At 28.4% G+C, this 26668-nt stretch carries 21 protein-coding genes; all 21 read right to left on the reverse strand.

All coding sequences use genetic code 11. The features are described 5' to 3' along the window. Positions 1-272 precede the first annotated feature (272 nt). The 21 genes from J2Z25_RS07360 to nagA all read right to left on the reverse strand — a co-directional run bounded on the left by J2Z25_RS07360 (position 273) and on the right by nagA (position 26521). Positions 273-3212, reverse strand: a complete 2940-nt coding sequence (locus tag J2Z25_RS07360) for a vWA domain-containing protein (RefSeq protein ID WP_209739427.1) — start codon at positions 3210-3212, stop codon at positions 273-275. Between the two features lie 16 nt (positions 3213-3228). Continuing rightward, entirely contained in the window at positions 3229-3825 is a 597-nt protein-coding gene (locus tag J2Z25_RS07365) for a type II secretion system protein (RefSeq protein ID WP_209739429.1), read from the reverse strand. A gap of 13 nt (positions 3826-3838) precedes the next feature. After that, positions 3839-5926, reverse strand: coding sequence for a hypothetical protein (locus tag J2Z25_RS07370; protein ID WP_209739431.1), 2088 nt, complete (start codon positions 5924-5926; stop codon positions 3839-3841). Between the two features lie 21 nt (positions 5927-5947). Beyond that, a complete protein-coding gene (locus tag J2Z25_RS07375; protein WP_209739433.1) occupies positions 5948-6868 on the reverse strand; it encodes a type IV pilus modification PilV family protein in 921 nt (306 codons plus the stop codon). Positions 6869-6876: 8 nt separating this feature from the next. Beyond that, positions 6877-8157, reverse strand: a complete 1281-nt coding sequence (locus tag J2Z25_RS07380; RefSeq protein ID WP_209739435.1) for a hypothetical protein — start codon at positions 8155-8157, stop codon at positions 6877-6879. A gap of 1 nt (position 8158) precedes the next feature. Then, the gene (locus J2Z25_RS07385; RefSeq protein WP_209739436.1) at positions 8159-8707 is read right to left on the reverse strand and encodes a PilN domain-containing protein; all 549 of its coding nucleotides are present in this window, start codon (positions 8705-8707) and stop codon (positions 8159-8161) included. Positions 8708-8719: 12 nt separating this feature from the next. After that, positions 8720-9916 (reverse strand): type IV pilus assembly protein PilM, encoded by a 1197-nt coding sequence (pilM, locus tag J2Z25_RS07390; protein ID WP_209739438.1) that lies wholly within the window; start codon positions 9914-9916, stop codon positions 8720-8722. 225 nt (positions 9917-10141) lie between these two features. Continuing rightward, positions 10142-10576 carry a prepilin-type N-terminal cleavage/methylation domain-containing protein gene (locus J2Z25_RS18790; RefSeq protein WP_111931419.1) on the reverse strand — a complete coding sequence of 145 codons (435 nt, stop codon included), beginning with the start codon at positions 10574-10576 and terminating at the stop codon, positions 10142-10144. Between the two features lie 388 nt (positions 10577-10964). Then, positions 10965-12167 (reverse strand): type II secretion system F family protein, encoded by a 1203-nt coding sequence (locus J2Z25_RS07400; RefSeq protein WP_209739440.1) that lies wholly within the window; start codon positions 12165-12167, stop codon positions 10965-10967. Between the two features lie 16 nt (positions 12168-12183). Continuing rightward, entirely contained in the window at positions 12184-13875 is a 1692-nt protein-coding gene (locus tag J2Z25_RS07405) for a GspE/PulE family protein (protein ID WP_209739442.1), read from the reverse strand. Positions 13876-14012: 137 nt separating this feature from the next. Further along, positions 14013-14762, reverse strand: a complete 750-nt coding sequence (locus J2Z25_RS07410) for a prepilin peptidase (protein ID WP_209739444.1) — start codon at positions 14760-14762, stop codon at positions 14013-14015. A 230-nt stretch (positions 14763-14992) separates the two neighbouring features. After that, entirely contained in the window at positions 14993-15397 is a 405-nt protein-coding gene (locus J2Z25_RS07415; protein WP_209739446.1) for a type II secretion system protein, read from the reverse strand. Positions 15398-15642: 245 nt separating this feature from the next. Beyond that, positions 15643-17268: a chaperonin GroEL gene (groL, locus tag J2Z25_RS07420; protein WP_209739448.1), complete on the reverse strand. Its 1626-nt coding sequence runs from the start codon at positions 17266-17268 to the stop codon at positions 15643-15645. A gap of 14 nt (positions 17269-17282) precedes the next feature. After that, positions 17283-17567: a co-chaperone GroES gene (groES, locus tag J2Z25_RS07425; protein WP_008680972.1), complete on the reverse strand. Its 285-nt coding sequence runs from the start codon at positions 17565-17567 to the stop codon at positions 17283-17285. Positions 17568-17790: 223 nt separating this feature from the next. After that, entirely contained in the window at positions 17791-19080 is a 1290-nt protein-coding gene (locus tag J2Z25_RS07430) for an O-antigen ligase family protein (protein ID WP_209739450.1), read from the reverse strand. A 256-nt stretch (positions 19081-19336) separates the two neighbouring features. Further along, positions 19337-20827, reverse strand: coding sequence for a 4Fe-4S dicluster domain-containing protein (locus tag J2Z25_RS07435; RefSeq protein WP_209739452.1), 1491 nt, complete (start codon positions 20825-20827; stop codon positions 19337-19339). Between the two features lie 145 nt (positions 20828-20972). Continuing rightward, positions 20973-22313: a class II D-tagatose-bisphosphate aldolase, non-catalytic subunit gene (locus J2Z25_RS07440; protein ID WP_209739454.1), complete on the reverse strand. Its 1341-nt coding sequence runs from the start codon at positions 22311-22313 to the stop codon at positions 20973-20975. A gap of 150 nt (positions 22314-22463) precedes the next feature. Next, complete coding sequence (locus J2Z25_RS07445) at positions 22464-23321, reverse strand: tagatose bisphosphate family class II aldolase (RefSeq protein WP_142419085.1); 858 nt, start codon at positions 23319-23321, stop codon at positions 22464-22466. 209 nt (positions 23322-23530) lie between these two features. After that, positions 23531-24694, reverse strand: a complete 1164-nt coding sequence (locus J2Z25_RS07450) for an SIS domain-containing protein (protein WP_209739456.1) — start codon at positions 24692-24694, stop codon at positions 23531-23533. A gap of 163 nt (positions 24695-24857) precedes the next feature. Then, positions 24858-25382, reverse strand: coding sequence for a hypothetical protein (locus tag J2Z25_RS07455; RefSeq protein WP_008680981.1), 525 nt, complete (start codon positions 25380-25382; stop codon positions 24858-24860). Beyond that, positions 25382-26521 (reverse strand): N-acetylglucosamine-6-phosphate deacetylase, encoded by a 1140-nt coding sequence (gene nagA / locus J2Z25_RS07460; RefSeq protein WP_008680982.1) that lies wholly within the window; start codon positions 26519-26521, stop codon positions 25382-25384. The genes J2Z25_RS07455 and nagA overlap by 1 nt, the downstream gene beginning before the upstream one ends. Positions 26522-26668 lie beyond the last annotated feature (147 nt).

Raw genomic sequence — 26668 nt, forward strand, 5'->3', positions numbered from 1 at the left:
ATATTTAAATCCTTACATATTTTCTTTTGACTCTTTCCTGTTTTTATATATTCTTCAATTGCATTTATTTTAAATTCTGCACTATAAGCTTTGTGATTTATTGACATAAAAAATCACCCCATTATGTAGATTGTACTCGACCCTTTGTCGATTGTCTACATAATAGGGTTATGACCAAAACGTGAGACCCTTGAAAGATTATTTATTTTATATTAAGTACAAGGGGGTCGCGAAACGCGACCCCCTTTAAAATATATGTTTTTTGTGTATTTTTAAAATAAATCCGGCAAGCTCGGGCTTTTATCAGATGCCTGTGAAGTTATTATATTAACACTCTTTGATAAATTACTAAACTTAATTTCATTTGTTAATGATTGCGCCTCTGAAAACCCATCCTTAACTCTTGCTTGATATATAACTAATATCTCCGAATCTGATGTCTGGCTGCTTTCCTTAATATTATTAACAGATATCTTAAATTTATTATCTCCCTGATTCTCTATAGCTCTATTTCCATTTGTTATTTCTGTTAATATACTATTTCCTGAAGAATCCTTTGAAACCTTATATATCTTAATATCAGTTGTATTTACGCTATTAAACTTATTATCTATATTTAATGTAAAATCAACGCTACTTCCACCTACTGTACATTTAGAACCAAAGGTTACTGTTGAACCATGAGCCATTTCAAAGCTTGTACCGTTATTATTTTCTTGGATACTTACTTCTTTTTTGTCTGTAGCTCCATTACTTATAATTCCATTGTATAATCCATGAGTAACATTTTTAACTTCTTCCTTTACAGTAACTATAGGAGTAGAAATTAAAGATTCTACAATTCCTCCTTTTAGCTTATTATAAGTAATTACATTTTTATCAGCTTCACCAAAGTTCAATTCTCCAACTTTATCTAAATTAGGTGATACAGAAAACTCTATTGGAGTAATACTATTTGCTGAATATCTACCATTTGAAACATAATTATAAATAACTTCCGGTAATTTTATGATTGCAATACCATTACTTACACTTTCTATTCCACTAACAGAAGTAAAATTATTTCCCAAGTTAATTTTTAGTATAGGATTAAATTTATATGGTCTGTAATTAGTAGTTGAAACTATTCTCTCTGCAACTAGGCTCATTAAGCTATTTTCAATACTATTATAATCATTATTCACTACATTAAAATATCCATCTGCATTGCCTGCTAATAAGTTATGCAATTTATATAAACTATCCTCAGTTGTTTTATTATTCATAGATAAACTTACAATATTATATCTCTTATCACTTAACTTACTCAACTCACTATCAGTATAAGATACTTGACCAGTAGATATAAATATTACATTTTTCTTTGCATCAGCTCTTCCTGAATTTAAAACCTTTGTAATAGAATCAAATGTTTTAGAAATATTAGGAGTTAAACTATCAGTAGCTAAACTTTTTATATAATTATCATTTAAATTTGTAATATTGTCTGTTAAAGGAACTTCTTGTTTAACTTGATTACTAAATGTTATTAACCCATATTGAGATTTACTAATTTTTAAAGCATCCTTATTTAAAAGTTTATTAAATAAAGAGTTTTTTACTATTGTTAATGAATCCTTCATTTGCTGTGAAACATCTAGAACTATAACAATATCATTAGGAACTGCATTTGTACTATCATTAAATACAAAATCTGCTGCTTCAATTTGATATCTAACATTAAATGCTTCTCCTTTATTTACATTAATATTCCTTTCACTTATAAGCTTTGCACTTATAGATGGTAATTCATTTGATTTAATTGTTATAGGAATAGTATTCTTAGGATTTATCGTTATAGTGCTCTCTTTCCAAGGGAAATTAATACTCATTTTATTATATATTTGTTGATCTCCTGGCCTATTTCCTTTTACTACAAATTGAAATGATACTGGATCAGCTTCATATCTTACTTTACCATTTCCTTCTGATGCCTTTTTATAATTCACATTACTTAACTTTACAGTGCTTCCTCCTACATTTAATGTAAAACCTTCTGTAAAACTTATATTCATATTTATATTATTTATAGGATAACTATCTAAAATTTGAGTTGCTATTCTATTAAATACAGCTTGTATAGCATTAGTACTGGTTGGGAAAAATCCGCTACTTTCATATAAATCTGGTTTTCCTTTAATACTAACGCCAGTCATTGCTTCATGTATTGATAATAAGGTGTCATTTCCCTCAGTATCTAACCCGTATCCTATTGAAAATGAATTATATCCCCTTGACTTTATAATTTCGCCTACAGCTCTTGAATAATTTATAGATTTTGTATCTAGACCTGTTCCTATTCCAGCAATTTTGGGCTCAGTATTATCTATTGTAATATAGTTATTTTTATTAGAACCTGTTACTGAATAAAATGTAGGTAATCCATCTGTCATAAGAACTATAGTTTTACTTGCAGATTTGTCTCCACTATCAAGCATATACACTGCTTTTCTCATACCTTCACCAATATTAGTTCCACCTAAGGCTTCTAAGTTATTAATTACTGACGTCAATCTTGAATCATTACTTTGCAAGAAATTTGCTCCAAGTGAATTATAATTTGTAACATCATGGCTACTATTAGAATCTAAACTTTTAACTTTCTTAGTTCCACCTTTGCTATTTGGATTAATTGTGGCTATACTAGAATACGCTACTATACCTATTTTAAGATTAGGAACATCTTTCATTCTATCTATAAAACCATTAGCTGCTCTTTTTAGTTCATCTATTTTTCTATTATCAGAAGCGGTATTATGATCACCAACCTTCTTATGCTCAACGCAGTAATCATTTACCCAGTTATGCCACAAGTTCCACCACTCACCATGATTTGGATCACTACTATCATGCCTTGTACAATATCTTACCCTTTTATTAGTACATGGATTTTCTATTTCTTCATCCATGCTTCCAGATATATCTAAAACTAATACTATTTCCTTAGCTGGTATTGCTGTTTCAAAAGGCTTTGGTATTATTTTTCCGCTAACTGTTATATCTTCACCAACCATAGCAGGATTCGGTGATGCTGAAATTTCCAAATTAAAATCCGGCTTATCTGGAATTTCTCCTGTTGCTTTTACATTCAAACTCTTAAGGGATATTAAAGTTGATATAACAAATAAACTTGTTATAATACTTATTATCTTAAACTTTCTTTTACTAACCATTTTATCCCTCCCCATATTATTTATTTCTAAACTTAACTATGACACTTAATGGTATAGTCACATCTGAGTATCCTCTTTTCTTATTTAAAACTAGCGAAATTTCCAAGCCTGTAGTTTCTTTAAAATTCCCTTTTGGATTCATTCTATAATCTAAAGGTCTAACTTTAAATTCTGTAACATTAGGTGATAATATTTTAGGAATATTTAATTTAGAGTCTGCAACTTCATCCCCATCTTTATTAACTTTCTTTAAAGTTAATTTATTGCTTCCAACATCATATATAAATGTAAAATACTCTGCTCCTATTTTAAATTTCAATTCAGTGACATCTAATTTTCCATTATCATCTAGTAATCCTTTATAATTGTATTTATTAGTATCTTTAATAGTAGCATTATTAAGCTTACTTATTCCTTCTGCTTGTGTTCCATATAGTAATAATTCTTTTTGAATTGCTTCTGACTCTAATTGTAGATCAGAATTAATTTCTGTTTTTGCTAATGTTTTGCTATTACTAAAGAAAAAAGTGTACACTACTCCAAGCACTACAACTGTTAAGCTTAATGTAATTATAAGCTCCAATACAGTAAAACCTTTTGCCTTTTTTCTCATAATTCTACCTCTTCTATTTAACAATTCTCCATAATGATTTTGTAAGGAATTTATCAACACTATAAAGCTCTGAAGCTGAAGTAACTTTTACTTCTTCTCTATCACCTTGTGATTTAACAAATATATCTTTTAATAAATCATGATTTAAAGCTAAAATACTTCTTACAACTTGTGGATCATAAGTTATATTTTTTTCTCCTTCACCTTTCAGAATTATATTTCCTGTAGTTATTATATTTCCTGTAAAACTAAAGTTACCGTCTATAGTTATATCCCCATTAGCTATAATTAGACCTTTACTCAACTCTATATCTGTTCCTTTAATTTTTCCATTTTCTATTTCAATATTCTCATTTTCATTTCCTTTTAAAATAACCATTCCCTCAGTTGTATCAAATGAACTTCCTTGTACTCTTCTAATTTCATTAAAATTGACTTGGTTACTAACTTGACGTTTAACTTCTTGTCCATCATATAAATCATCCCCAAGACCCGTAGTATCCCCCATAGCAAATACATTTCTGGCAAATTCATTTCTTTGCTCATTTACTATACTTATATCACTATCATTTATATTAGATTTTTGAATGTTCCCTTGATTATCTTTAACACTTGCTCCAACGGATTTAACACTTTTCTTAAGGCTTACTCCACCATCATTAAAATTATAAGAATTATTATTTTTAGAATAATATTCTGCGAAATAATCTGCCTTCATAATTGCATTAGATTGTCCATTTTTGCTTTCTAATAATTGTAGTGGTGAATAATATTTTAAAGTAACATTTGTTGCTCCATTTAATACATCATCATCATCAGTATAAGCTAAGTAATTTCCCTTTACTGCTACTGATTCTCCTGTTTGATATTTATTTCCGCTTTCATCTGTTGCATTTAAATAAGCAACTCCCATAATATAAGAATCCTTATTTACTGTTATTGTAGAAGTATTACTTGTGTCATTTACAATAATACTACTTGAACTTAAAGCTTTATTAGCTGTTGAAACCTCTGTTGTCTTTTCATTAATTCCATAAAAGTTATTTTTGATTACTATACTACTATTTGTAGCATTTAAAGCTAAATCATTATTTACAACAACATTTTTCTCAAAAGATATATTATTTAATTTAGAAACATTTGAATTTATGGATTTTCCTACATAAATATTTTTTGCATATATGTCCCCATTTACTGATGATTCATTTACTAAGTTATTTAAATGAAATGTGTTTGCGGTATATATATTTCCATTAATATTAAAACTTGTATTCTCTAGTTTTATCCCACCTATATATTTATCAAAAGTATATGCTGGATTATTTCCTAAATTATTATTTCCTTGTACCCATATATCCCCACTTATATTTACAATACTTTTATTCCCTAAACTTTCAACATTCATATTCCCATCTGCTGTTATTACTTTTCCATCAAAAACTGGATAAATATTTATTGAAGTTATTTCCGAATTATAGTCTGGAGCTGTTATGGAATACTTAGTAGAAACTGTTTTTTTATTTTTTAATTGCCCTTCAGTACTTTCAAAGTTTGATTTAACTTCTATAGTTATATTACTTACTTTCCCATTATTAATATTTTTAACATACCCGCCTTCTGGTATTTCAATTATAAATCTATTTTCTCTATTACTTATAGCTGAATCATATTCCAACTTTCCACTTTCGAGTATTGATTTTATGTATTTCTTTTCTAAAATTAAGTATTCTAAAATCTCTACTTCCTTTTCATTTAGAATTTCTTTATTTCTTACCGTTAAGAACTCATAAAACTTATCTTTAAATATTTCATTTATTTTATCTTTACTTCTATCTTTATCATCTAGTTCAGTAAATTTCTTTTTAACTTCTTTATCTGCATATTTTATAGCTTCTTGTGAGGTTTTTATTATTATATTTTCAACAACATCTAATCCTGAATCTGCTTCATAAAGGTTTTGAAGCTTTTTACTTTGATTAATTCTCATCTTATAATCATTTGCTGTAACTGCTAATATTGTTGTCCCAGTTGTAAAGATAATTGCCATTACTACAACTACTATTACAAAGGTAGATCCTTTCTTTTTTTTTCTAATCTTCACCTATAATTCACCTCCTTAAAACTATTCTATATTCACATTTTTACTTGAAAATCCTTCAAATAAAATATTATTTTCACTATCTTTAACTGTAACTTTATAATTATACATATCTGCTACTGGATTTTCTTCTATTTGCTTTTCTTCATATAAAATAACATCTCCAATGCTTAAGTATATCTTAAACTTAGAATAATTATTATCACCACTTATTAAATGAATTTCTACTGTTTCTTCTGTGTTATTTTTGAATTCTATGTTTATATTTTGAGAAAAGCCTTCCTTAATATATAAAACAATAGTATTATTATCTATATTCGTTTTATTAACAGTTACTAAAGGTGTAGATTCATTTTTTTTATATACAATTAGGTTATTTGAGTTCTTATCTAATTCCATTATTAATTCATTTGAAATAGCATAACTATTATCAGGGTTATCTTTTATTTTAATTATATTATTGTTACTACTATCTCTAAGAAAATTAAGTATAAAAGCTGAATTATTATTTTTAGCTAAATTATTTACATTATCATATATAAAATTTATATCCTTTTTTAACTCAACTTCAATAGTATAAATACCTTCATCTTTTCCTACTGACTCTGAAGAACCACCATATATAGTTCTTTCAAAATTTCCTTTAAAAGTATTTCCAGTTGAATCCTCTTTTAAATCCTGAATTATTTCATCCCCATCTAAAAGTTCAAAATATTTTTTTCCAGCATCATTCTTTAAAGTTATTTTATCGTAAGCCTTTAGCTCTTCTAAAACCTTTTGTCCAATATAACTTGCTTTTTGTCTGTACTCTGCACCTATATTATTTTTTAAGCTAGACATTACTAAACCTGATAAAGGTACTATTAATATTGATAGAAGGGCAACACTAATTATTACCTCAATTAATGTCATCCCTTTCTTTGCTTTCACTTTATTATTTTTCATATAAACACCTACTTCTTAGTAACATTTACAGTATTACCTTCACTTGTTACTGAAACTCTAGGATTTGTAGTATCATCATCTTTAATTATTATCTCAATATTCTTAGATGTGTTGTTAACAACCTTTAACTTTATTCCTGAGTTATCTGAGCTTTCGCCTCTTTTTTCACTTATTATTTCAAGTACTATATCATCTGATTTTGAGGTAAACTCCTTCCCCTCTGATGAATTATCTTTAGGATAATACGAACCAGCTGTTTTGTATTTATAATAAGTTTTCCCATTTGCTTCATCAAAAGACATTTCTACTTCCTCAACCTTATCATTATCTGAATAAATATAACTTTCCCTTGATTCATCCTTAGCTCTGCCAATAGTTACTGTAGGTAATTCAGATAAAGATGATCTTAACATCATTACAAAATCATTAATATCTTTTTTATTGTTTTGTTCTTCTATGGTAGATGCATAAGCTCCACTTGCTGCTCCGCTACTAAATAATATCTCTTTTCCATATACATTATTTAATGTCCATATTAAATATTCCATGTCTTCATCTGATAATTTAGGCACTGCATGGAATTCTAAATTCATAACTCCAGTTAGCTCTTCTTGTAATTTTGATGATATTGTTATATTAGTAATTACTATTTTTCTCTCATAGTTTTGTACTGAGAAAATGAACTTTTTTAAAGATTCATAGCTTCCCGAAAAATTTATTGCAACTTTAAGTTGTTCTGATGTTGCACCATTTTGTTCAGATGCTACTTCTTGAGAATCTTGAGATGCTTGTCCCTCATTACCTTCAGTAGATGTATTATTATTTTCATTATTAGATTCTATATTACTAGTTTCATCTTTTGTTGCATCTCCTGAGTACTCATCTGCTATGGCTTTTAATGAACTTTCTGCCTTTTGAATTTCTGGTGATACCATCTTTTCTACAGAGGCTACCTCCACAGGACTAAAAGCAATATTTCCCTTAAGACCACTATCATTCAATAATTTATCTAATTCAATTATTATTTTTTCTTGCATTATTGTTGGGTATAAGCTTTTAGATTTATCAAGAACTGTTGATTTTAATATTTTTAAATTTTCTTCCTTAGAATCAAGTTTTGATATATTATCCATGACATCATTATATCTTTGCTCAACTTGATTTTTTTCAGCTCTTTTAGTAGCTAGTTTTCCAACTTGCTTAGTATAGATAAATTGATAATAAACAAAACATATTAATACAGTTAATAAAATTCCTATTAAATACTTTTCTCTCTTACTTATATTCATTTTACTCAACATCCTTTAATACACATTTTATATCAAAGGTATAAATTTCATCCCCTGATATTCCACCAATATACACATCTTGTATATTATCTAGTTTCTTTAAGTTATGCTCTATTTCACCTATTGCAACTCTACTTGTTGAAACCGCTTGAATAGAAATTTCTGTATTAGTTATATTTATACTATTAAATGTAACCTCTGTTGGTAATGTTGAACTCAATTTATCTAATAATTCTGTTGTTACAATCTCTCTAGTTTTTAATGAACCTACTATTTTACTAAGTTCATTATTATATCTATCTAAGATGTCATCTTTTCTGCTTATATCATCCCATTTAGCTATTTTTTCTTTTATATCTTCTTGCTCTAACTTTTCATTATAATTTTTTATCTTTCTATTTAATAAAATTATATTTGTACTATTCCAAGCTAAGCTTCCAACTATAACTACAGATAAGAAACCTGCTAAGGAGTAAACATAAATATTCTTATTTTTTTGTTCTTTCTTCTGCCCTTGGTAAGGTGCAAAAAAGTTCATATCTCTTATCATATAATGTCCTCCTTAAAATCTTATAATTGCGCCTATGGCATTTAAGTACTGCCCAAAATTTTCATTTATTAAATCTTTGGATGTTATATCTATATTTCCTATTTTATCTACTTTAACTACTTCAATGGATAACTTATTTTTCATATATAAATTTATATTGCTTAGATTGGATAAGCCTCCATAAATATAAATTTTATCTATGATTGTATTAGATTTGTTACTATAAAATTGAAGTATTCTTTCTAGCTCCTCTAATATTTCATCAACAGCTTTTTTTATAGTTACATTTGAAATATCCTTATCATCCTCATTCAAAAGATTTCCTTCATTTATCTTTATAGATTCTGTTGATTTTATTGACATATTCAAGCTTTGGCTTAAGGCATAATCTATATTATCCCCACCAGACTTTATCATTCTTGTAAAATCTAATTTACCATTTTTAAATATTGCCACATTAATAGAGGTTGCTCCCATATCAACAAAAGCAACAGTACCTCCCATAACTTGTCCATTATTTGATGCATACTCAGCATAATTAGCTATCTTATTTACTGAATTATAAGTAACATCCAATGCATATGGATTTAACTCTAATGAATTTACTACACTGTAATATGCAAAAGCCATTCTCTCTGGAAATGATGTTACATTTATTTTTAGCTTTGCTCCTACATCATCAACAATTTCATCTAAAACTATAAATTGAATTATATAATCATCTAAATTTATAGGTAAATATTGTTGTATTTCATATCTAATTACAGTTTCCATTTCCTCTTCTTGAACTAAAGGAATTAATATATCTCTGTTTATTATTGACGATGAATTAGTTGTGAAAATTACATCCTTAGCCTTTATGCCATTTTCCTTTATTATAAAATCTAAAACATCTATAACACCTTGAAGATTCATTACTTTTCCATCTGCAATACATCCTTCTGGTGTTGGTATTTGTATCACTTTATTTAAACTAAGCCTATTCTTTTGAAACTTACCTTCCACTAACTTTATAGAATTAGTTCCTAAATCTACCGATAAAACAGCCTTTGATCTTTCTTTAGACTTACTTTTCTTTTCAGTTTTATTTCCTTCATAAGAAGAATTCAAATTCTCAGACTTTTCCTTCTTGAAAATCTTTCCTATGTCTTTTATATCCATACTACTTATTTCTTTTAATTTGGATAAATTGAACTTTTTACTTGGCATTAAATCACCTCACAAACAATTGATAATTTATAATGAACAATGAATAATTATAATGAAAGAATGAAGATTCCCTTTGCTTCGCAAAATTGAAATGAAAAAATGAAACAATTAAGGTTGATTTTTAGATGAGCTAAAAATCTTTTGTATGGGCAAAATGCAGATTTTGTCTGCATTTTGCCTATATAGTTTATATAGATTTTGCTATAAAATAAGTATAATTATTAATTAGTTTTCAGGAAATAATTGTTTACCTGCCTTTGTCTCAACTGTAACTATAACATTATTATTTGAATCTACTGTAACAAAAAATGCCTTTCCTTTAGTAGTATTATTTTCTCCACTTTTATAATCTGCTTCTGTTTTAGGAACATTCTGTAAGTAATTAGCTATTTTATTACCATTTGTAGTTCCATTTTCTGCTTTAACCACACTACTCCCATTAGCTTCTGCAACTACATCTCCCTCTGCTATAAGATAAGTGGCAGCATTAGCTATGGTCTTTGCATTAGCTAGGTCTGACTTTAGAGATGCACTCTTTCTTACATCCCCAAATTTAGGAATAGCAAAAGCTGCCAATATAGCTATAATAGCTATAACTATGATAAGTTCAATAAGTGTAAATCCTTTCTTTTTTTTCTTGTTTTTTAAATTGTTAACCATGTAAATTCCTCCTTGATTTTTTAATTTATATTAAATCTTTCAATTTAAACTTGATTTGTATTTTACTAAGCAAAATAATAAAAAAATTATGGGTATAATTCACCTTAATTGAATTATTAAAATCAAATAATTTGAACATTTTTTAATTCAAGTAATGTTTAATACATTTACATTCATACAAAACTAATATTTAAACACTCTCTATTCATTGAGTAGTAATGAATTCTATAAAAACTAAATTTAATTTTGCTAAAAAAAATCCCTTAAGGATTTTTATCCTAAATTCTTTCATTTTTTAATTTTTTATAATTCACCGTAGGTGAATTATCTCCTCAGCTTTTTCACTTTTAACTATTAACTTTTCACTAATAAATCGCTTCGCAATTTATTACATTTGAGTGTACATATCAAACATCGGTAACATTATTGAAATTACTATTCCTCCAATAACTACTCCCATAATAACTATCAATAATGGTTCTATCATTGAAGTTGCAGTTTGGATAGCTTGTTCAACTTCATCATCATAAAAATCTGCTGTTTTGTTTAGGATATCATCTAGTGAACCTGACTCTTCTCCTATTTTTATCATTGAAGATAACATTTTAGGGAAAATATTATTTTCTCTTATTGGCCCACTTAGACCATCCCCTCTTACTACTCTTTCTCTTATTTTCAAAATTGCATCTTCTGCTACTTTGTTTTCTAATACTCCTGCAACTGTTGGCAATGCATGCACTAAAGACACTCCAGATGCTAGTAAAGTAGATAATGTTCTTGTAAACCTTGAAACAATTATCTTTTTATTTAAAGCCCCTATTATGGGAAGTTTTAACTTTAACTTACTTATATTCACTATTCCATTTGTACTTTTTTTATAAATATTAAATAATATAACTATAATTGCTACAGCTATTAATATAAGAATTAAATTATTACTTAAAAATTTACTTGTCCCAAGCATGACTTTTGTTATTAAAGGAAGATCTATACTCTCGCCTTCAAACATTTCTATAAATGTTGGCATTACAAATGTCATTATAAAAACAACCGCTACTACAGCAACTATACTTAAGATACTTGGATATGTCATGGCTGATTTAACCTTATTATTAATCTTGTTTTCCTTTTCAAAATGGACAGACATTCTAAGCATCATTTCATCAATATTTCCACTAACTTCGCCGGACTCTACCATACTTATCAAAAGCTGTGGAAAATACTTTTTATGTTTTGCCATTGATTCTGATAAAAGTTCTCCTTTTTTAACATCATCTTCTATTATAGATAGAAGTTCTCTTAACTTTTTATTGGGAATTTCATTAGACAAGATATTTAAACAAGTAGTTATTGTCACTCCAGCATCTAGCATTGTGTAAAATTGTCTACAGAAAATTGCTAAATCCTTTGTGGTTACTCTTTCAAAAAATTTAAACTCAATTTGTTTACTTTCAATTATTTCTTCTATTATTAAGGGATAATATCCACTTGAAGTTATCATATTTATTACATCATCTCTAGAACTACCTTCAAATTTTCCTTCTATCTTAGTTCCATCACTTTTCATAGCTCTATATTTAAATTTTTTCATAACTCCTCATCACCCCTTATATATCTCTTAATAAAGTTATAGTTGCAAGTTCTTCTATAGTAGTTATTCCATCTAAAACTAGCTTTTTACACTCATCCGCAAGCGTTGTCATTCCATGTTTTATGGATATATCCTTTAAGATATTTGCATCCCTAGTTCTATTTATTGCATCCCTATGTTCTCTTGTTATTTCCATTATTTCATATACACCTATTCGACCATTATACCCAGTATTATTACAATGGCCACATCCCTTACCCCTATATAATTTTAGGGTATCATTATTTCTTATATTAAATGCATGTTTTTCATAGTCTGAAGCTATATATTCTTCTTTACAATTGTTACATATTTTTTTTACTAATCTTTGAGCAATTATTCCAGAAATTGAAGTTGCAACTAAGTAAGGTTCAACTCCCATATCAACTAATCTAGTCATAGATGATGGAGCATCATTAGTGTGAAGTGTGCTTAAAACCAAATGTCCTGTAATAGCTGCTTTTATAGCTATTTGAGCTGTTTCCTCATCTCTTATTTCCCCTATCATCACTATATCTGGATCTTGTCTTAAAATACTTCTAAGTCCACTAGCAAATGTTAATCCAGCCTTAGTATTTACATTAACTTGATTAATACCATTTAGTGTATATTCAACAGGGTCTTCTATTGTAACTATATTTACATTGTTAGAGTTAAGTTCACTTAAAATTGTATAAAGAGTTGTGGATTTTCCGCTTCCTGTTGGTCCAGTAACAAGTACTATTCCATGAGGGCTAGATACTATATTATCTAGTTTCTTAAGATTATCTTTACTTAAACCAAGCCTTTCTTTACCTAACCTATAATTATCCCTATTTAAAATTCTTATTACTACTTTTTCACCATTTACAGTTGGTAAAATGGACACTCTAAGATCTACATCTGTCTTTCCAACCTTAGTTATTATTCTTCCATCTTGAGGTATCCTTTTTTCAGCTATATTTAAATTTGCAAGTATTTTTATTCTAGTTATTAATGGTGCTAAGCTTTCTATTCCAAGAGTATTTATAGTTGTAAGCTCACCATCAATTCTATATCTTATTCTTATTTCCTTTTCATATGGTTCTATATGTATATCTGATGCCCTCATTTCAATTGAATTTCTAAATAAATGCTCTATCATTTTCACAACTGGAGCATTTTTTACATCATCAATTTCTTCTACATCTAACGATATACTTTTTGACTCTAAAGTTTCCTTTAACAGTTCTTCTGCCGCCTTGTTAACTTCTTCAGTACTATAATTTATTTGAACAAATTTATGAATGTCTTTTTTAGGTGCAATAAATGTCTTAACGCTTAAACCTGTTGATATAGAAATATCATCTATTGCAAATATATTTAATGGATCTGCTAGTGCAACCATTATTTTTTCTTCTTCAAATCCAAATGCTATTAAGTTATATTTATTGCAAAGATTTTGAGGTACTATCTTAATGGCCTTTTTATCAAAATTAACATTATTCAAATCAATTTTCTTTATTCCAGTTTGAGTTTCTATAGCATCTATAATATCTTCTTCTGAAACAATTCCACTTTCAATTAGAACTTCACCTAACTTTTTACCTAAAAGCTTTTGTGTTTTTAATGCGTTTTGAAGCTGAAAAGGAGTTATTTTTTCTGCTATTACCAAGATGTCTCCAAGCCTTTTCTTTTGAACTATAGCCATACTCTCTCCTCCTATGTTTAATTTAATTCTAATTGTTAAAAAATTTCCTTTTTTGACCATTTAGTTTACTTATTTTAATATTAATATAGCCATATCGCTTTTTCAATCATAATATAAATTTAAATTAAACTCACATTTTATATAAAAAAATTTAGATATAGTGACAATATTTCCTTTCCTAATAAAATATACACAATTGAACCAATAGATATGTATGGACTAAAAGCAATTTCTGATTTCTTTTCCTTTAATTTAAATATCAATATTATTGCTGCTACTAATCCTCCCAAAACAACAGCTATAAATAAGCAAACTAAAATCCCCTTAATTCCTATAAATAAACCACAAACTCCTGCAACCTCTGCATCCCCTTGTCCCATTCCTTTTGTAATTACCACTATTAAATATATAATTCCATATCCAATAGCTCCTCCTAAAACATTATTACTAATGCTTATATCTTTAGTATATAATCCTACAACTATATAAATAGCAGCAAGCACTACTCCTAAAATAGTAGTAGATGAATATATATATTTAGAGTCTAAATCTATATAAGAAATAACAATTAATAAAGACGTTAAAAGACTATAAAATACAAAACTTAAGCTTAATCCAAATCTTAAAAATATTAATAAATACAATACTCCATTCAACAATTCAACTAGCGGATAGTTTATAGATATCTTTTTCCCACACTTTCTGCATTTTCCTTTTAAAAATAAATAACTTATTACAGGAATAAGATCTATTGCTTTAAGCTCATATCCACAACTTGTACAATGCGATGGTGGAAAAGCAATAGATTCTTCTCTAGGTATCCTATAGATACATACATTTAAAAAACTTCCTATACACAAACCTATTATTAATATTAAAATTTCCATAATAACCTCCTTAAAGTTATAAACTAAGGTATTAATTCTACATAGTATGAACATTTTCCTCTATGCTTTTTAAGTATATGTGTTTTAATTAAAATATTATCCATTAATTGTATTCTATAATCAGATATAACATATCAATTTCAAATTATACAACAAAAAAATCGGATAAAAGCACAATATTAAGCTTTAATATCCGATATTTCTATATTCTATATAATTTTACTCTGATTTTATTTAACTACTCTTAAAAATTCTCCTTCTTTATTAACTTCAAAATCCAATTCATTACTTATAATTTGATTTGCTTCTTCTATAGTCAGCTCTTTTATTTTGTTTAAACCTTCTAAATCCTTTATATACTTATTTATTGAAGATATTTTTTCTCTACTACCAGCTTCCATAGATTTTATAGAATCAGTATTAGCAAATTCAATTTTATCACTTATTTCAGCGGTTTCTACTGCTAAAATAAATTCTCTTATAATAGACTTTACTTCTACTTTCTTTGAATCAATAGAATATTTTTTGAAACTAGGTACTAATATAACTACTAATACTCCTATTATTGCTGCTACTGCAATTAAATCAAATATTGTAAATTTACTTTTTTTCCTTCTATTGATATTACTGCTCATACTGTACCTCCAAAGCTTTATCTTTGTTCTTTCTATAATTTATTATACTTTATAAATTATAATATTGTAATGTACTTAAAATCAATATAAGCCTTTGTATTTTTAATATTTTTTATATCTTAAACTTTTATTCAATTAATAATTATATTTTTATATTAATATACTTTTCAAATATTAATGTAATAAAAATTTTCTTAACTATTAAAAAGGAACTTAGAATCTCTAAGTTCCTAAATTTTTATTTATTAATACATTCCATCCATTCCCATTCCTGGTGCTCCTGGCATTGGAACTTCTTTTTGAGGAATTTCAACAACAGCTGCTTCTGTTGTTAAGAATGTTGATGCTACTGATGCAGCATTTTGAAGTGCTGATCTTGTAACCTTAGTAGGGTCAACTATACCAGCTTTAATCATGTTTACATATTCTCCATTTAATGCATCATAACCTATTACAGATTCGCAATTTTTAACATGTTCTATAATAACTGAACCCTCAACACCTGCATTAGTTGCTATTTGTCTCATTGGCTCTTCTAATGCTCTTACTATTATATTTATACCAACTTGAGTATCTGGAATATTTGAAGTTACTGATACTACTTCGTTAATTATATTAACATAAGCAGATCCGCCACCTGGCACTATTCCTTCTTCAACAGCTGCTTTTGTTGCTGCTAAAGCATCTTCGATTCTTAATTTCTTTTCTTTTAATTCTGTTTCTGTTGCAGCACCAACTTTAATTACTGCAACTCCACCAGCAAGTTTAGCTAATCTTTCTGTTAATTTTTCTTTATCAAATTCAGAAGTAGTTTCTTCAATTTGAGCTCTTATTTGTGATACTCTTTCCTTTATTGCTTCACTATTTCCTCTTCCATTAACTATTGTAGTGTTTTCTTTTGTAACTTTGACACTATCACATTGTCCAAGCATATCTAAAGTTACTTCTTTTATGTCTATTCCAAGTTCTTCTGATATAACTGTTCCACCTGTTAATATAGCTATATCTTGAAGCATTTCTTTTCTTCTATCTCCAAAACCTGGAGCTTTTACAGCTACACATGTGAAAGTTCCTCTTAACTTATTTACTACTAATGTAGTCATAGCATCCCCTTCAACATCTTCAGCTATAATAAGTAATTTCTTACCTTGTTGAACTATTTGTTCAAGTATTGGTAGTAATTCTTGAATGTTTGAAATCTTTTTATCTGCTATAAGAATTAATGGACTATCTAAAACAGCTTCCATTTTTTCTGTATCTGTTACCATATAAGCTGATACATATCCTCTATCAAATTGCATACCTTCAACTACATCTAATTCTGTGCCCATTGATTTTGATTCTTCAACAGTAATAACGCCTTCGTTACCTACCTTTTCCATAGCATCAGAAATTAACTTACCTACTTCTTCATCTGCTGCTGAAATAGCTGCAACTCTTGATATGTCTTCTTTACCATTAACTGGTTTAGAAATTTTCTTTATCTCTTCAACAGCCTTGTCTACAGCCATCTTAATACCATTTCTAATTAGTATTGGATTAGCTCCTGCAGTAACATTCTTTAATCCTTCTCTTATAATTGCTTGTGCTAAAAGTGTTGCTGTAGTAGTACCATCCCCTGCAACATCATTAGTTTTAGTTGCAACTTCTTTAACTAATTGTGCTCCCATATTTTCATATGGATCTTCTAATTCAATTTCTCTTGCTATAGTAACACCATCATTAGTGATAAGTGGTGCTCCAAATTTCTTATCTAAAACTACATTTCTTCCTTTTGGTCCTAATGTCACCTTAACTGTATCCGCTAATGTATCAACACCAACTTGCATTGATTTTCTTGCTTCTTCACTAAATTTAATCATTTTTGCCATAATTCTTTCCTCCCTTATTCAACTATTGCTAAAATATCATCTTGTTTTAAAATAGTATATTCTTCACCCTCAACCTTAACTTCTGTACCTGCATATTTTGAATAAAGTACTTTATCTCCAACTTTAACTTCCATTGCTATTCTATTTCCATCAACTATAGCTCCTGGTCCAACAGCTACAACTTCCGCCTCTTGCGGTCTTTCCTTTGCTGTTCCTGTTAAAACTATTCCACTTTTAGTTGTTTCTTCTGCTTCTAATTTCTTTATTACTACCCTATCTGCTAGTGGCTTAATGTTCATAAAAAATCCCTCCTATTTATATCTATAAATTTAATTACCCTTCTATATTAGCACTCATCAGATATAAGTGCTAACAATTTTATGATAATCTTTTACTTTATAATTTTCAAATGTTACCTAATATATTATTACCCTATATATTATAAATATTACCACTTTTCATTAATTATTTTCCATTTTCTCATGCTTTTATTGATTTTCTTAATTTTATGCATATGTTTATTTATATTATATCCATAGGTGATTTTCCTTCTATTTCTTTGACACAAAAGCCTAAAAATATCAAAAAAATCGGTGCTACCATTATTACACTAATATTAAAAAATGATTGTACTAAATACCCTAGTAATGTTAATAACAGAACCTTAAATAAATTATTATTTATATTTTTAATTAACTTATACATTATTACTCCAAGTAATAATAAGTATGATATTAAATTCCATATTCCATTGCTAACTGCGTATTCTAAAAATTCATTATGTGATTTATCTATATAAGCACTATGTTTATTTATATATTCTTGATGCTTTTCGCTATACTGCGAATCTAACCTATATTTTAATGTATCAGGTCCCCAACCTATAAAAGGATTATCTTTAAATGCACTCCATGAAATATTTAATATCTCAATTCTACCACTATCTTCAACTTTTGCTATACCAGTTTCATCAATTGCAATAGTATTAGTTGCACGTCCAATAATCTTACCATTAGTAGATAAATTTAGTAATAAAAAAATACTTAAAAATGATATAAATACAATTCCTGATTTTTTTAATCTCTTTTTATCTTTAATTACAAATATTAATCCAATAATTGAATAAATTATAAAAGCTAGCCATCCACTACGAGTCAATGTACAAATTAATGCTGTAAATAATATAATTGAATATATTAAATATCTCTTTCCTCCATAAAAAATATAAATTGCCATACTTATAAATAAAAATATACATAAATATGATGAAAAAAAATTTCTATTTCCTATCATTCCGATAGAATCACTCACTTGTATAAAACCAAACATCCAAAACTGTACAGGATCAATCCCATAAAATTGAAGAATCCCATATCCACCCATAATGCATGAAAAAATTAATACTAAATTCAAAAGCTTTCTATTTAAAATAAAATATTTAGATGCTAGTATAAAAAGTAAAATGTAAATACAATACATTACGAAGCCTTCATTCCGTTGAATGTTCCCCATAAAAGCTACATATTTTTGCGGTGACAATATACTTGGAATTAACATAGTTATCAGAAACACTAATGCTATCTTATGCTCAAAATTAAATTCTGTTACCTTTAATCCAATTAATGTAATAATAGAAATTACACCAACTCCATAAAGAAATATCATCTTACCAATTACATATCTAGGTGATGATACATTCATGACTATAAAAGGCATTATAATTACTACAGAATATAAGATTATGTTCACTAAAATTTTAAGATCAATTTCTTTTGTAAGAGCTACTCTTACTTTTTTATTTATACTTTCCATCCTAACACCCACTAGTAGAGCAATTTAAACGATAAATATAAGTTGGTGAAGATAAATAGAATATGTGGAATAAGCATTTAGAAGTACTTGGCGTGGGAAAAACTACTAGGCCTTAGTGTTGCTTAATTGTTTGAGCGCAACGAGTTAACCAAAACTCTTGGCTTAGTAGTTTTTTCAAGCCTAGTACTTCTTTGCACAGCTATTTAGCTTATGGAACATATCTAGTTATCGTAGCCTTTATATTCACAATTTATAACTATCTTTCTAAGTTTATATTATCATATTCCTCAAGTGTTTCATTATCTATTACAGCTTTCTTTGTAGCTTGAGCATTTATCTTATTGAATACTCCTTTTGCCTTAAATGGAGTTACTAGAGTCCCTGCCCCATTTATACATCCACCTTCACACATCATACCTTCAATAAAGTTCCCTTGCAATTTACCTATTTTAGCCATCGTCATTGTTTTCTTTATTTCTATTCCGCCAGATACTTTTACAGGATTAAAGTTTACTTCTAATCCTTGGCTTCTTATATAATTTTCTATAGCTGCTGTTAATCCTCCATGTGCTCCAAAGCCTCTTCCATATATAGAAGCATCATCAACAACATCTTCATCACAACTATCTATATCTACTTCAAAAGCACTAAATAATGCTAGTAATTCTTCAAATGTTATAACATAATCTACAGCATCCTTTACAGACTTTCTAACAGCTTCACTCTTCTTAGCAGTACATGGTCCAATAAATACAACCTTTGCATCTGGATCGTTATGCTTTATAAATCTTGCTGTTGCTATCATTGGAGAAACTGTACCTGATACCTTTTCTACTTCTGATGGGAACATTTTCTCTACATAACTTAAGAAACCTGGACAACAAGAATTTGTCATATAACTTTGTCCATCTTCCAATCTCTCTAAAAATTCTCTGCTTTCATGAACTGTTACAGCATCTGCTCCACAAGCTGCTTCAATCATATCTACAAAACCTAATTTCTTAATTGCATTCTTAATTTTTCCATATGGAGTTTTTGCTCCAAATTGCCCAGTTATAGCAGGTGCTACTACAGCATACATCTTTCTTCCTCTTGCAAGCCTCTTTGCTATAGGAACAATTAAGCTCTTATCTGAAATAGCTCCGAAAGGACATGCACTCATACAACTTCCACAATTAACACATGTTTCTTCCTTTATCATTGCTCTTCTGTCATCTTGATTTATGTCTAATGCTCCTGTAGGACATACTCTTTTACAAGGTCTCATAACTTCTGCAATAGCATCGTAAGGACATGCTTTTTTACACATTCCACATTCCTTACAAAGTTCTTGGTTTATGTATGCTCTTCCAGCAACATAAGTTATTGCGCCAAAATTACACGCTTCATGACATTTATGAGCTAAACAATTTCTACAAGAATCTGTAACACTGTATTTGTTTATTGGACATCTATCACATGCTGCTTCAATAACATATATTATTTGATCATCTTCTTTGATATCAACAAATTCATCATCTATATTATCTCCATTAGCTAAATATCCTGCTGCCAACTTTGCTCTTTCTAAAACAATAGCTCTTTCCTTATATACACAGCATCTATACATAGCTTTATCTCCCTTAATAATCTCATAAGGAATCTTTTCTATTGATTCTGTGGTTAAGTTGCCATCTTTAGCTAACTTAGCAACTTCTGTTAGCACCTCATGCTTAAGTTTCTTTAACTGAGTCTCGAATTGAAACATACCAAAATCCTCCTACTTAATAAATTTAAACAATACTCCCCATCATTATTATACCAGTTAATTTATACCAATTTGTTATATTTAAAATATTCAGAAAATTCATTTTAAAATGATAAGGACATGCTTTGCATGCCCTATTTATTATTTAATTAATTTCTAATATCTTTTCTTCTACATTTTCAACAGCATATACATAATCATCTAAATATTCACCAATTCTATCTTTCAACAATTCTTTAGCTATAGGTTTTAATACCCCTTCTCTAACCTTCTTGTATTGTTCATGCATAAATTGACTTATTATTGTCATCGGAATTTCAATGCCTTCTAAATTATTCATAAGTTTTTCTAAAGCAAAATTTACTTCATCTTTAGGCATATAATATCTTGCTCTATCAGATAAGCTATATTTTCTTTCTAACTTTATTTTTTCACCTGTTCCTGAATAATGATGCACCCAATCTTTAGGATTTTTTATCATACTAAAGTCTAATACTTCTATAAAATTAGATAATTCTACATTTTCATCATATTTCAATAGTTCATTTTCAATATGATTTAATGCAAATATACCTTCTCTGAAACCAAATGTTAATGCTGGTCCAACTTTTAAAATTATGAATCCGTCCTCTACCATCTCTTTTAAAGCTCTTGGCGTTTGATAATCTGTTGAATGAGCTTCAAATATTAACTGAGGATAATTTTTTAGTTCATCTATTAAATCTTTAGCCTCTTCTCTATTATATTCCCAAACATAATCACTACTAAATTCAACTCCTGGCTGTACTACTACGCCAATTACATATTGCCAAGCATCTCCTACTCCAAAGCTTTCAAAAGCTTTTTTAAATGTTTCTACTGTATTTTTAAAACCTTCTACACTAGTTACTTTAGGACCAGCCTCTTCTTCTTCTACTTGAGCTCCACCTGGTATAGGAACTTCACTTCCTATAATATAAACTGGATGCATAGCTTCATCATCTTTTTCTTTAAGCTCTAAATATGCTTCTTCTGCAACTTTACAAAGTACAGATGCTCTATTAGCTATTAAACTATCATCAAATATTTCATTTTCGAAATCACCATTTAACGGCATGCTAGTATCTATATGGATTTTACTAAAGCCAGCTAATACATATTCTCTTATTAGATTCTTAGCATTTTCCATAGCTTCTCTTGGGTTTATCGTTCTCCATGTTAATGGGCCTAAATGATCTCCCCCTAAAATTATTCTTTCTTTTGGAAATCCTACTTTATCAGCTATGCTATAAATATATTTTACATATTCCTTTGGTTTCATTCCTGTATATCCACCAAATTGGTCAACTTGATTTGCAGTTGCTTCCACTAAAAGCGGTATATTCTTATTTAAAAGCTTTTGCATAGCTGCTTCAATTACATATTGATTAGAACAACATACAGAAAATATTCCTACATTTTCACCACTTTTATATCTTTTAACTATATCTTTCATTGGATGTATCATTTCGTCACCTCTCAAATTCCTTTATATACTAAAAAATTACTTATAAAATCACTTATAACTTATATATGAAAGAAAATAATATTCCGGCAAATGCTTTCATATTATTTTCTGTCAAATTCCTTATTATGTTTTTATCTAAACCTTATTTAATTAAGCCTTTCCATTACTTCCACAAACCATTATTTTGTGAGCAACTATATTCTTCATAGCTTCTTTTCCTGGTGTCATATATTTTCTAGGATCATTAGCATCTGGATGCTCATTAAAGAATTTCTTTACTGCATCAGAAAATGGTATTTTTAAATCTGTTGCTACATTTACCTTGCATATTCCAAGGGAAATTGCTTTCTTTACTAACTCATCAGGAACATCTGATGCTCCATGTAAAACTAATGGAATATCTACAATATCTCTTATTTCCTTTAATCTATCAAAGTCAAGTTTTGCTTCACCTTTATATAATCCATGGGCTGTTCCTATAGCTATTGCCAATGAATCTATTCCTGTTCTTTCAGCAAACTCCTTTGCTTGTTTTGGATTAGTGTACATAGAATCTTTTTCATCTACTACTAAGTCATCTTCTTGTCCACCTAATCTTCCAAGCTCTGCTTCTACTGTAGCATCAAACTTATGAGCATATTCAACTACTTCTTTAACTGTCTTTATATTAGATTCATAGTCTTCATGTGATGCATCTATCATTGTAGATTTAAATCCTAAATCTACATAATGTTTTATTTCTTCTACATCTTCAAAGTGATCTAAATGTATAGCTATTGGAATATTATATTTTTCTGCTGCAACTTCAGCCATAGATACTATATATTCTCCACCTGCATAAAGTATTGTTGAAGGTGTTCCTGCTAAAATAACTGGTGACTTTAGCTCAGCTGCTGTATCTACAACTACTTGTAGAGTTTCTAAGTTATGAATATTAAATGCCGGTACAGCATATCCTTCTCTTTGAGCTTTTTTTAACATTTCTCTTGTTGATAATATTTTCATAATCTACCTCAACTCCTATTAATTAATATTTTTATATTACGTCTTCTTCATCAAATTTATCTTCAGTTTCTATCTTCTTAACGAAATCTTTATTGCATCTTTATCTAAATTAGTTGCAAATGTAACTAATTTAGATAAAGTTATACTCAATTTGTATAACTAAGTCTCTAATAATATCCCTACAATAAGAATACTCATTTCAATAAAAAGGCTTATTTATTGTATTTATGAATTACTACACCCTTAACAACTCTATTAACAGTTCCATCAGGTCTTGGATTATCAGGTGAAATTCCTAATTTAAGTGAATTAAATAATCCAAACATTTGTCCAAATAGCATATAATTGAATACTGTATAAACTTCAGGAATTACTTGTCCATCTATTTCTATATATTTGTCACATACACTATTTAGCTCTTCATTCTTTGTATAACTTATTACAGCTAACTTATGATTTCCTGAATCACTATTTATTTCTCTTATAAGATCCATATCATAAAGGTTAGTGTATTTATTAGTAGAATTCATAAATATTACTAAAGTGTCATCATTAATTATTGATTTTGGACCATGTCTAAATCCTAATACTGATTCACAAACTGTAGTTATTTTACCGCTAGTTAGTTCTAGATTTTTTAGAGCCATTTCTTGGCATAATCCTTTTAATATACCTGAGCCTAAATAAACTACTCTTGATGCATTTAAATCAACTAAATCCTTTATCTCTTTCCACTTATTATCTAAAATTAAGTTACCTTGATTAATCACTATATCTAAATACTTTTTATTTTCTTCTAAATTATCAATATCAAATACTAATAATGATGCTAATAACATACAACTAAAAGAACTTGTCATTGCAAAACTCTTGTCATTTGAAAGTTCAGGCATTAATATGCAAAGGTTGTTATCGCTTTTTTCAGCTTTCTTAGCAAGTTCTCCATCTTTATTACAGGTAATTACAACCTGTGATATATCTTTTACATTTTCCTGAAATAAATCAAAAGCTCCAACACTCTCAGGGCTATTCCCTGATCTTGCATATGATACTAATATTGTTGGTACATCTTCTTCAATAAACTCATACGGATTTGATACTAAATCTGTTGTAGCAATAGCTTCTACTCTTAAGTTCAACTTTTTTGCTAAGTATAAATAAATTGTATCTCCAACATAATCTGAAGTCCCTGCTCCAGTTAAAATTATTCTAGTATCATTTTTTAATCTTCTACCAAAAAAACTTTTAATTTTATCTTCATTTTCCTTTATTATATTGTAGGTTTCTCCCCATAATTTGGGTTGTTGCCTTATTTCTGTAGCTGTATAAGTTGCCCCCAACCCCTTAATTTTTTCATTATCCATTCCAAAAAACATTTTAATACCTCCTGCACATTTTTTAATGTAATTATTACTATAAATATTAATTTTTATTGTTTTGTCCATACTTAGTTTTGTCTATACTTAAGTTTATCTACTCTAGATATATTCCTCTGTACTCTTCTACTCCAAGTTCATTTCACTGAGTAAATATTTCTATTTAAACTTTTTTTATTTTGCTAAAGGCAATAACATTTATAATTCCTATATAAAGGCTATATATTGCACCTAATATACTTAAAACTAAAAATAATATGTTAAAGTTTTGTTGTATTGCATTTATTACAATAAGAACACTTAATAAGGCATACGCACAAGCTTTCATAACTACTTTTTCTTTTTCATTGCTTTTTATTATATTTTCTAACATTGATATCTTACGTTCTCTTTTAAAGTTTTTAATTACCTTTAGCTGTTTTAAAAATATAAATCTAAAATATAGTTCGACTATCCCTATAGCTCCAATACCAACTAAAAAAGTATTTAGTAATGAACTAAAATAATCTCCTAGTAAAATCATAACAATGAATATAATTGAATATCTGTAATAAAATATCTTAAATTTTTGTTCTATTTGTTTAGATACAATATAACCATTTTTGTCAAAGAAATTATAATAAACAGTGTCTCCATAAAGATCCAAATATATATTCTTTCCAGCTATATTCACAGCATCTCTTTTCACTATAACATCGCCTTTCCTAAACAATATGTTTGATTTACAGAATAGTCATCATTTATAATTACTAAATCACTATCATATCCAACGCCTATTCTTCCCTTGCGTTTATCAATGCCTAAGCATTTAGCTGGATTAATAGTGCATGAATTAATAGCATAATTAAAAGGTACCATAGCTTCTTCAACTAATATCCTTAGACCATCATTCATCTTTAATGTAGAACCTGCTAATCCCTTTGTTTCTACTAAATGTGCACTTCCATCTTCATAAATTTCTATTTCATTTCCTCCAAAAACAAATTTAGTACCTGCTTCAAAGCCCTTTGCCATTAAGGCATCTGTAACCATAATTCCATAATCTGGCCCCTTTGCATTGAAGAAATTATATAAAGCTGTGGTAGTAGAATGATTTCCATCACAAATTATCTCCCCATACATACCTCTGACCCTTAGCGCAACTCCAACTAACCCGTTTTTTCTATGATTAAATGGAGTCATCCCATTATATACATGAGTTTGTGACCGAGCCCCATGAGCAAAAGCAAATATAGCTTCTTCATATGTAGATGCTGAATGCCCTATACTCACCACTATGTTATTTTTAAATAAATATTCTGTAAGTGAATAGTCCTCATCTATTTCAGTTGCTAAAGTTACATATTTTATTAATCCCTTTGCTGCCTTTTGATAGCATTGAAATTCTTGAATAGTAGGTTTAACTATATATTCTTTTGGTTGAGCACCCTTATATTCCATATCAAGATAAGGACCTTCAAAGTGAATCCCTAGTATTTCTGCTCCTTCATATCCATTTTCAACTACATTTGCAATATTACTTAGAGCTTCAATAAGAACTTCTTTACTTTGAGTTATAGTAGTAGGTAATATTGATGTAACCCCTTCACTTACTATACTCTTTGTCCAATTTCTCAAGCCTTTTTCATTTGCATCATTTGTATCAAATCCATATGCACCATGACAATGAATATCTATAAAACCTGGTAAAATCCTCTTGCTGCCATAATCATAAGCATCTGCCTTTTCATTGTAAGCATAGATATTGACTATTTTATTATCATCAATCTCAATTTGAGCTGGAATAAATTGATCAGCAATCCATACTTTTTTACTTTGTATTAACACATGGCATACCTCCTAAATTAACTTAATCTCATTATACATAAGTTTATCCAGCTAATATTTGCACTTTTGAACATATATCTTATATCTTTTACCATACTTATTGAATTTAAATAACTCCACATTATAATTATAATTATCAAGTATTGT

This window comes from Clostridium tertium, from assembly GCF_017873245.1.
Classification (GTDB): domain Bacteria; phylum Bacillota; class Clostridia; order Clostridiales; family Clostridiaceae; genus Clostridium; species Clostridium tertium.

What these genes read in the sequence shown, in the direction of transcription:
- J2Z25_RS07360 (WP_209739427.1), bottom strand. Translation starts at nt 3,212, where the DNA reads ATGGTTAGTAAAAGAAAGTTTAAGATAATAAGTATTATAACAAGTTTA.
- J2Z25_RS07365 (WP_209739429.1), bottom strand. Translation starts at nt 3,825, where the DNA reads ATGAGAAAAAAGGCAAAAGGTTTTACTGTATTGGAGCTTATAATTACA.
- J2Z25_RS07375 (WP_209739433.1), bottom strand. Translation starts at nt 6,868, where the DNA reads ATGAAAAATAATAAAGTGAAAGCAAAGAAAGGGATGACATTAATTGAG.
- J2Z25_RS07380 (WP_209739435.1), bottom strand. Translation starts at nt 8,157, where the DNA reads ATGAATATAAGTAAGAGAGAAAAGTATTTAATAGGAATTTTATTAACT.
- J2Z25_RS07385 (WP_209739436.1), bottom strand. Translation starts at nt 8,707, where the DNA reads ATGATAAGAGATATGAACTTTTTTGCACCTTACCAAGGGCAGAAGAAA.
- pilM (WP_209739438.1), bottom strand. Translation starts at nt 9,916, where the DNA reads ATGCCAAGTAAAAAGTTCAATTTATCCAAATTAAAAGAAATAAGTAGT.
- J2Z25_RS18790 (WP_111931419.1), bottom strand. Translation starts at nt 10,576, where the DNA reads ATGGTTAACAATTTAAAAAACAAGAAAAAAAAGAAAGGATTTACACTT.
- J2Z25_RS07400 (WP_209739440.1), bottom strand. Translation starts at nt 12,167, where the DNA reads ATGAAAAAATTTAAATATAGAGCTATGAAAAGTGATGGAACTAAGATA.
- J2Z25_RS07405 (WP_209739442.1), bottom strand. Translation starts at nt 13,875, where the DNA reads ATGGCTATAGTTCAAAAGAAAAGGCTTGGAGACATCTTGGTAATAGCA.
- J2Z25_RS07410 (WP_209739444.1), bottom strand. Translation starts at nt 14,762, where the DNA reads ATGGAAATTTTAATATTAATAATAGGTTTGTGTATAGGAAGTTTTTTA.
- J2Z25_RS07415 (WP_209739446.1), bottom strand. Translation starts at nt 15,397, where the DNA reads ATGAGCAGTAATATCAATAGAAGGAAAAAAAGTAAATTTACAATATTT.
- groL (WP_209739448.1), bottom strand. Translation starts at nt 17,268, where the DNA reads ATGGCAAAAATGATTAAATTTAGTGAAGAAGCAAGAAAATCAATGCAA.
- groES (WP_008680972.1), bottom strand. Translation starts at nt 17,567, where the DNA reads ATGAACATTAAGCCACTAGCAGATAGGGTAGTAATAAAGAAATTAGAA.
- J2Z25_RS07430 (WP_209739450.1), bottom strand. Translation starts at nt 19,080, where the DNA reads ATGGAAAGTATAAATAAAAAAGTAAGAGTAGCTCTTACAAAAGAAATT.
- J2Z25_RS07435 (WP_209739452.1), bottom strand. Translation starts at nt 20,827, where the DNA reads ATGTTTCAATTCGAGACTCAGTTAAAGAAACTTAAGCATGAGGTGCTA.
- J2Z25_RS07440 (WP_209739454.1), bottom strand. Translation starts at nt 22,313, where the DNA reads ATGATACATCCAATGAAAGATATAGTTAAAAGATATAAAAGTGGTGAA.
- J2Z25_RS07450 (WP_209739456.1), bottom strand. Translation starts at nt 24,694, where the DNA reads ATGTTTTTTGGAATGGATAATGAAAAAATTAAGGGGTTGGGGGCAACT.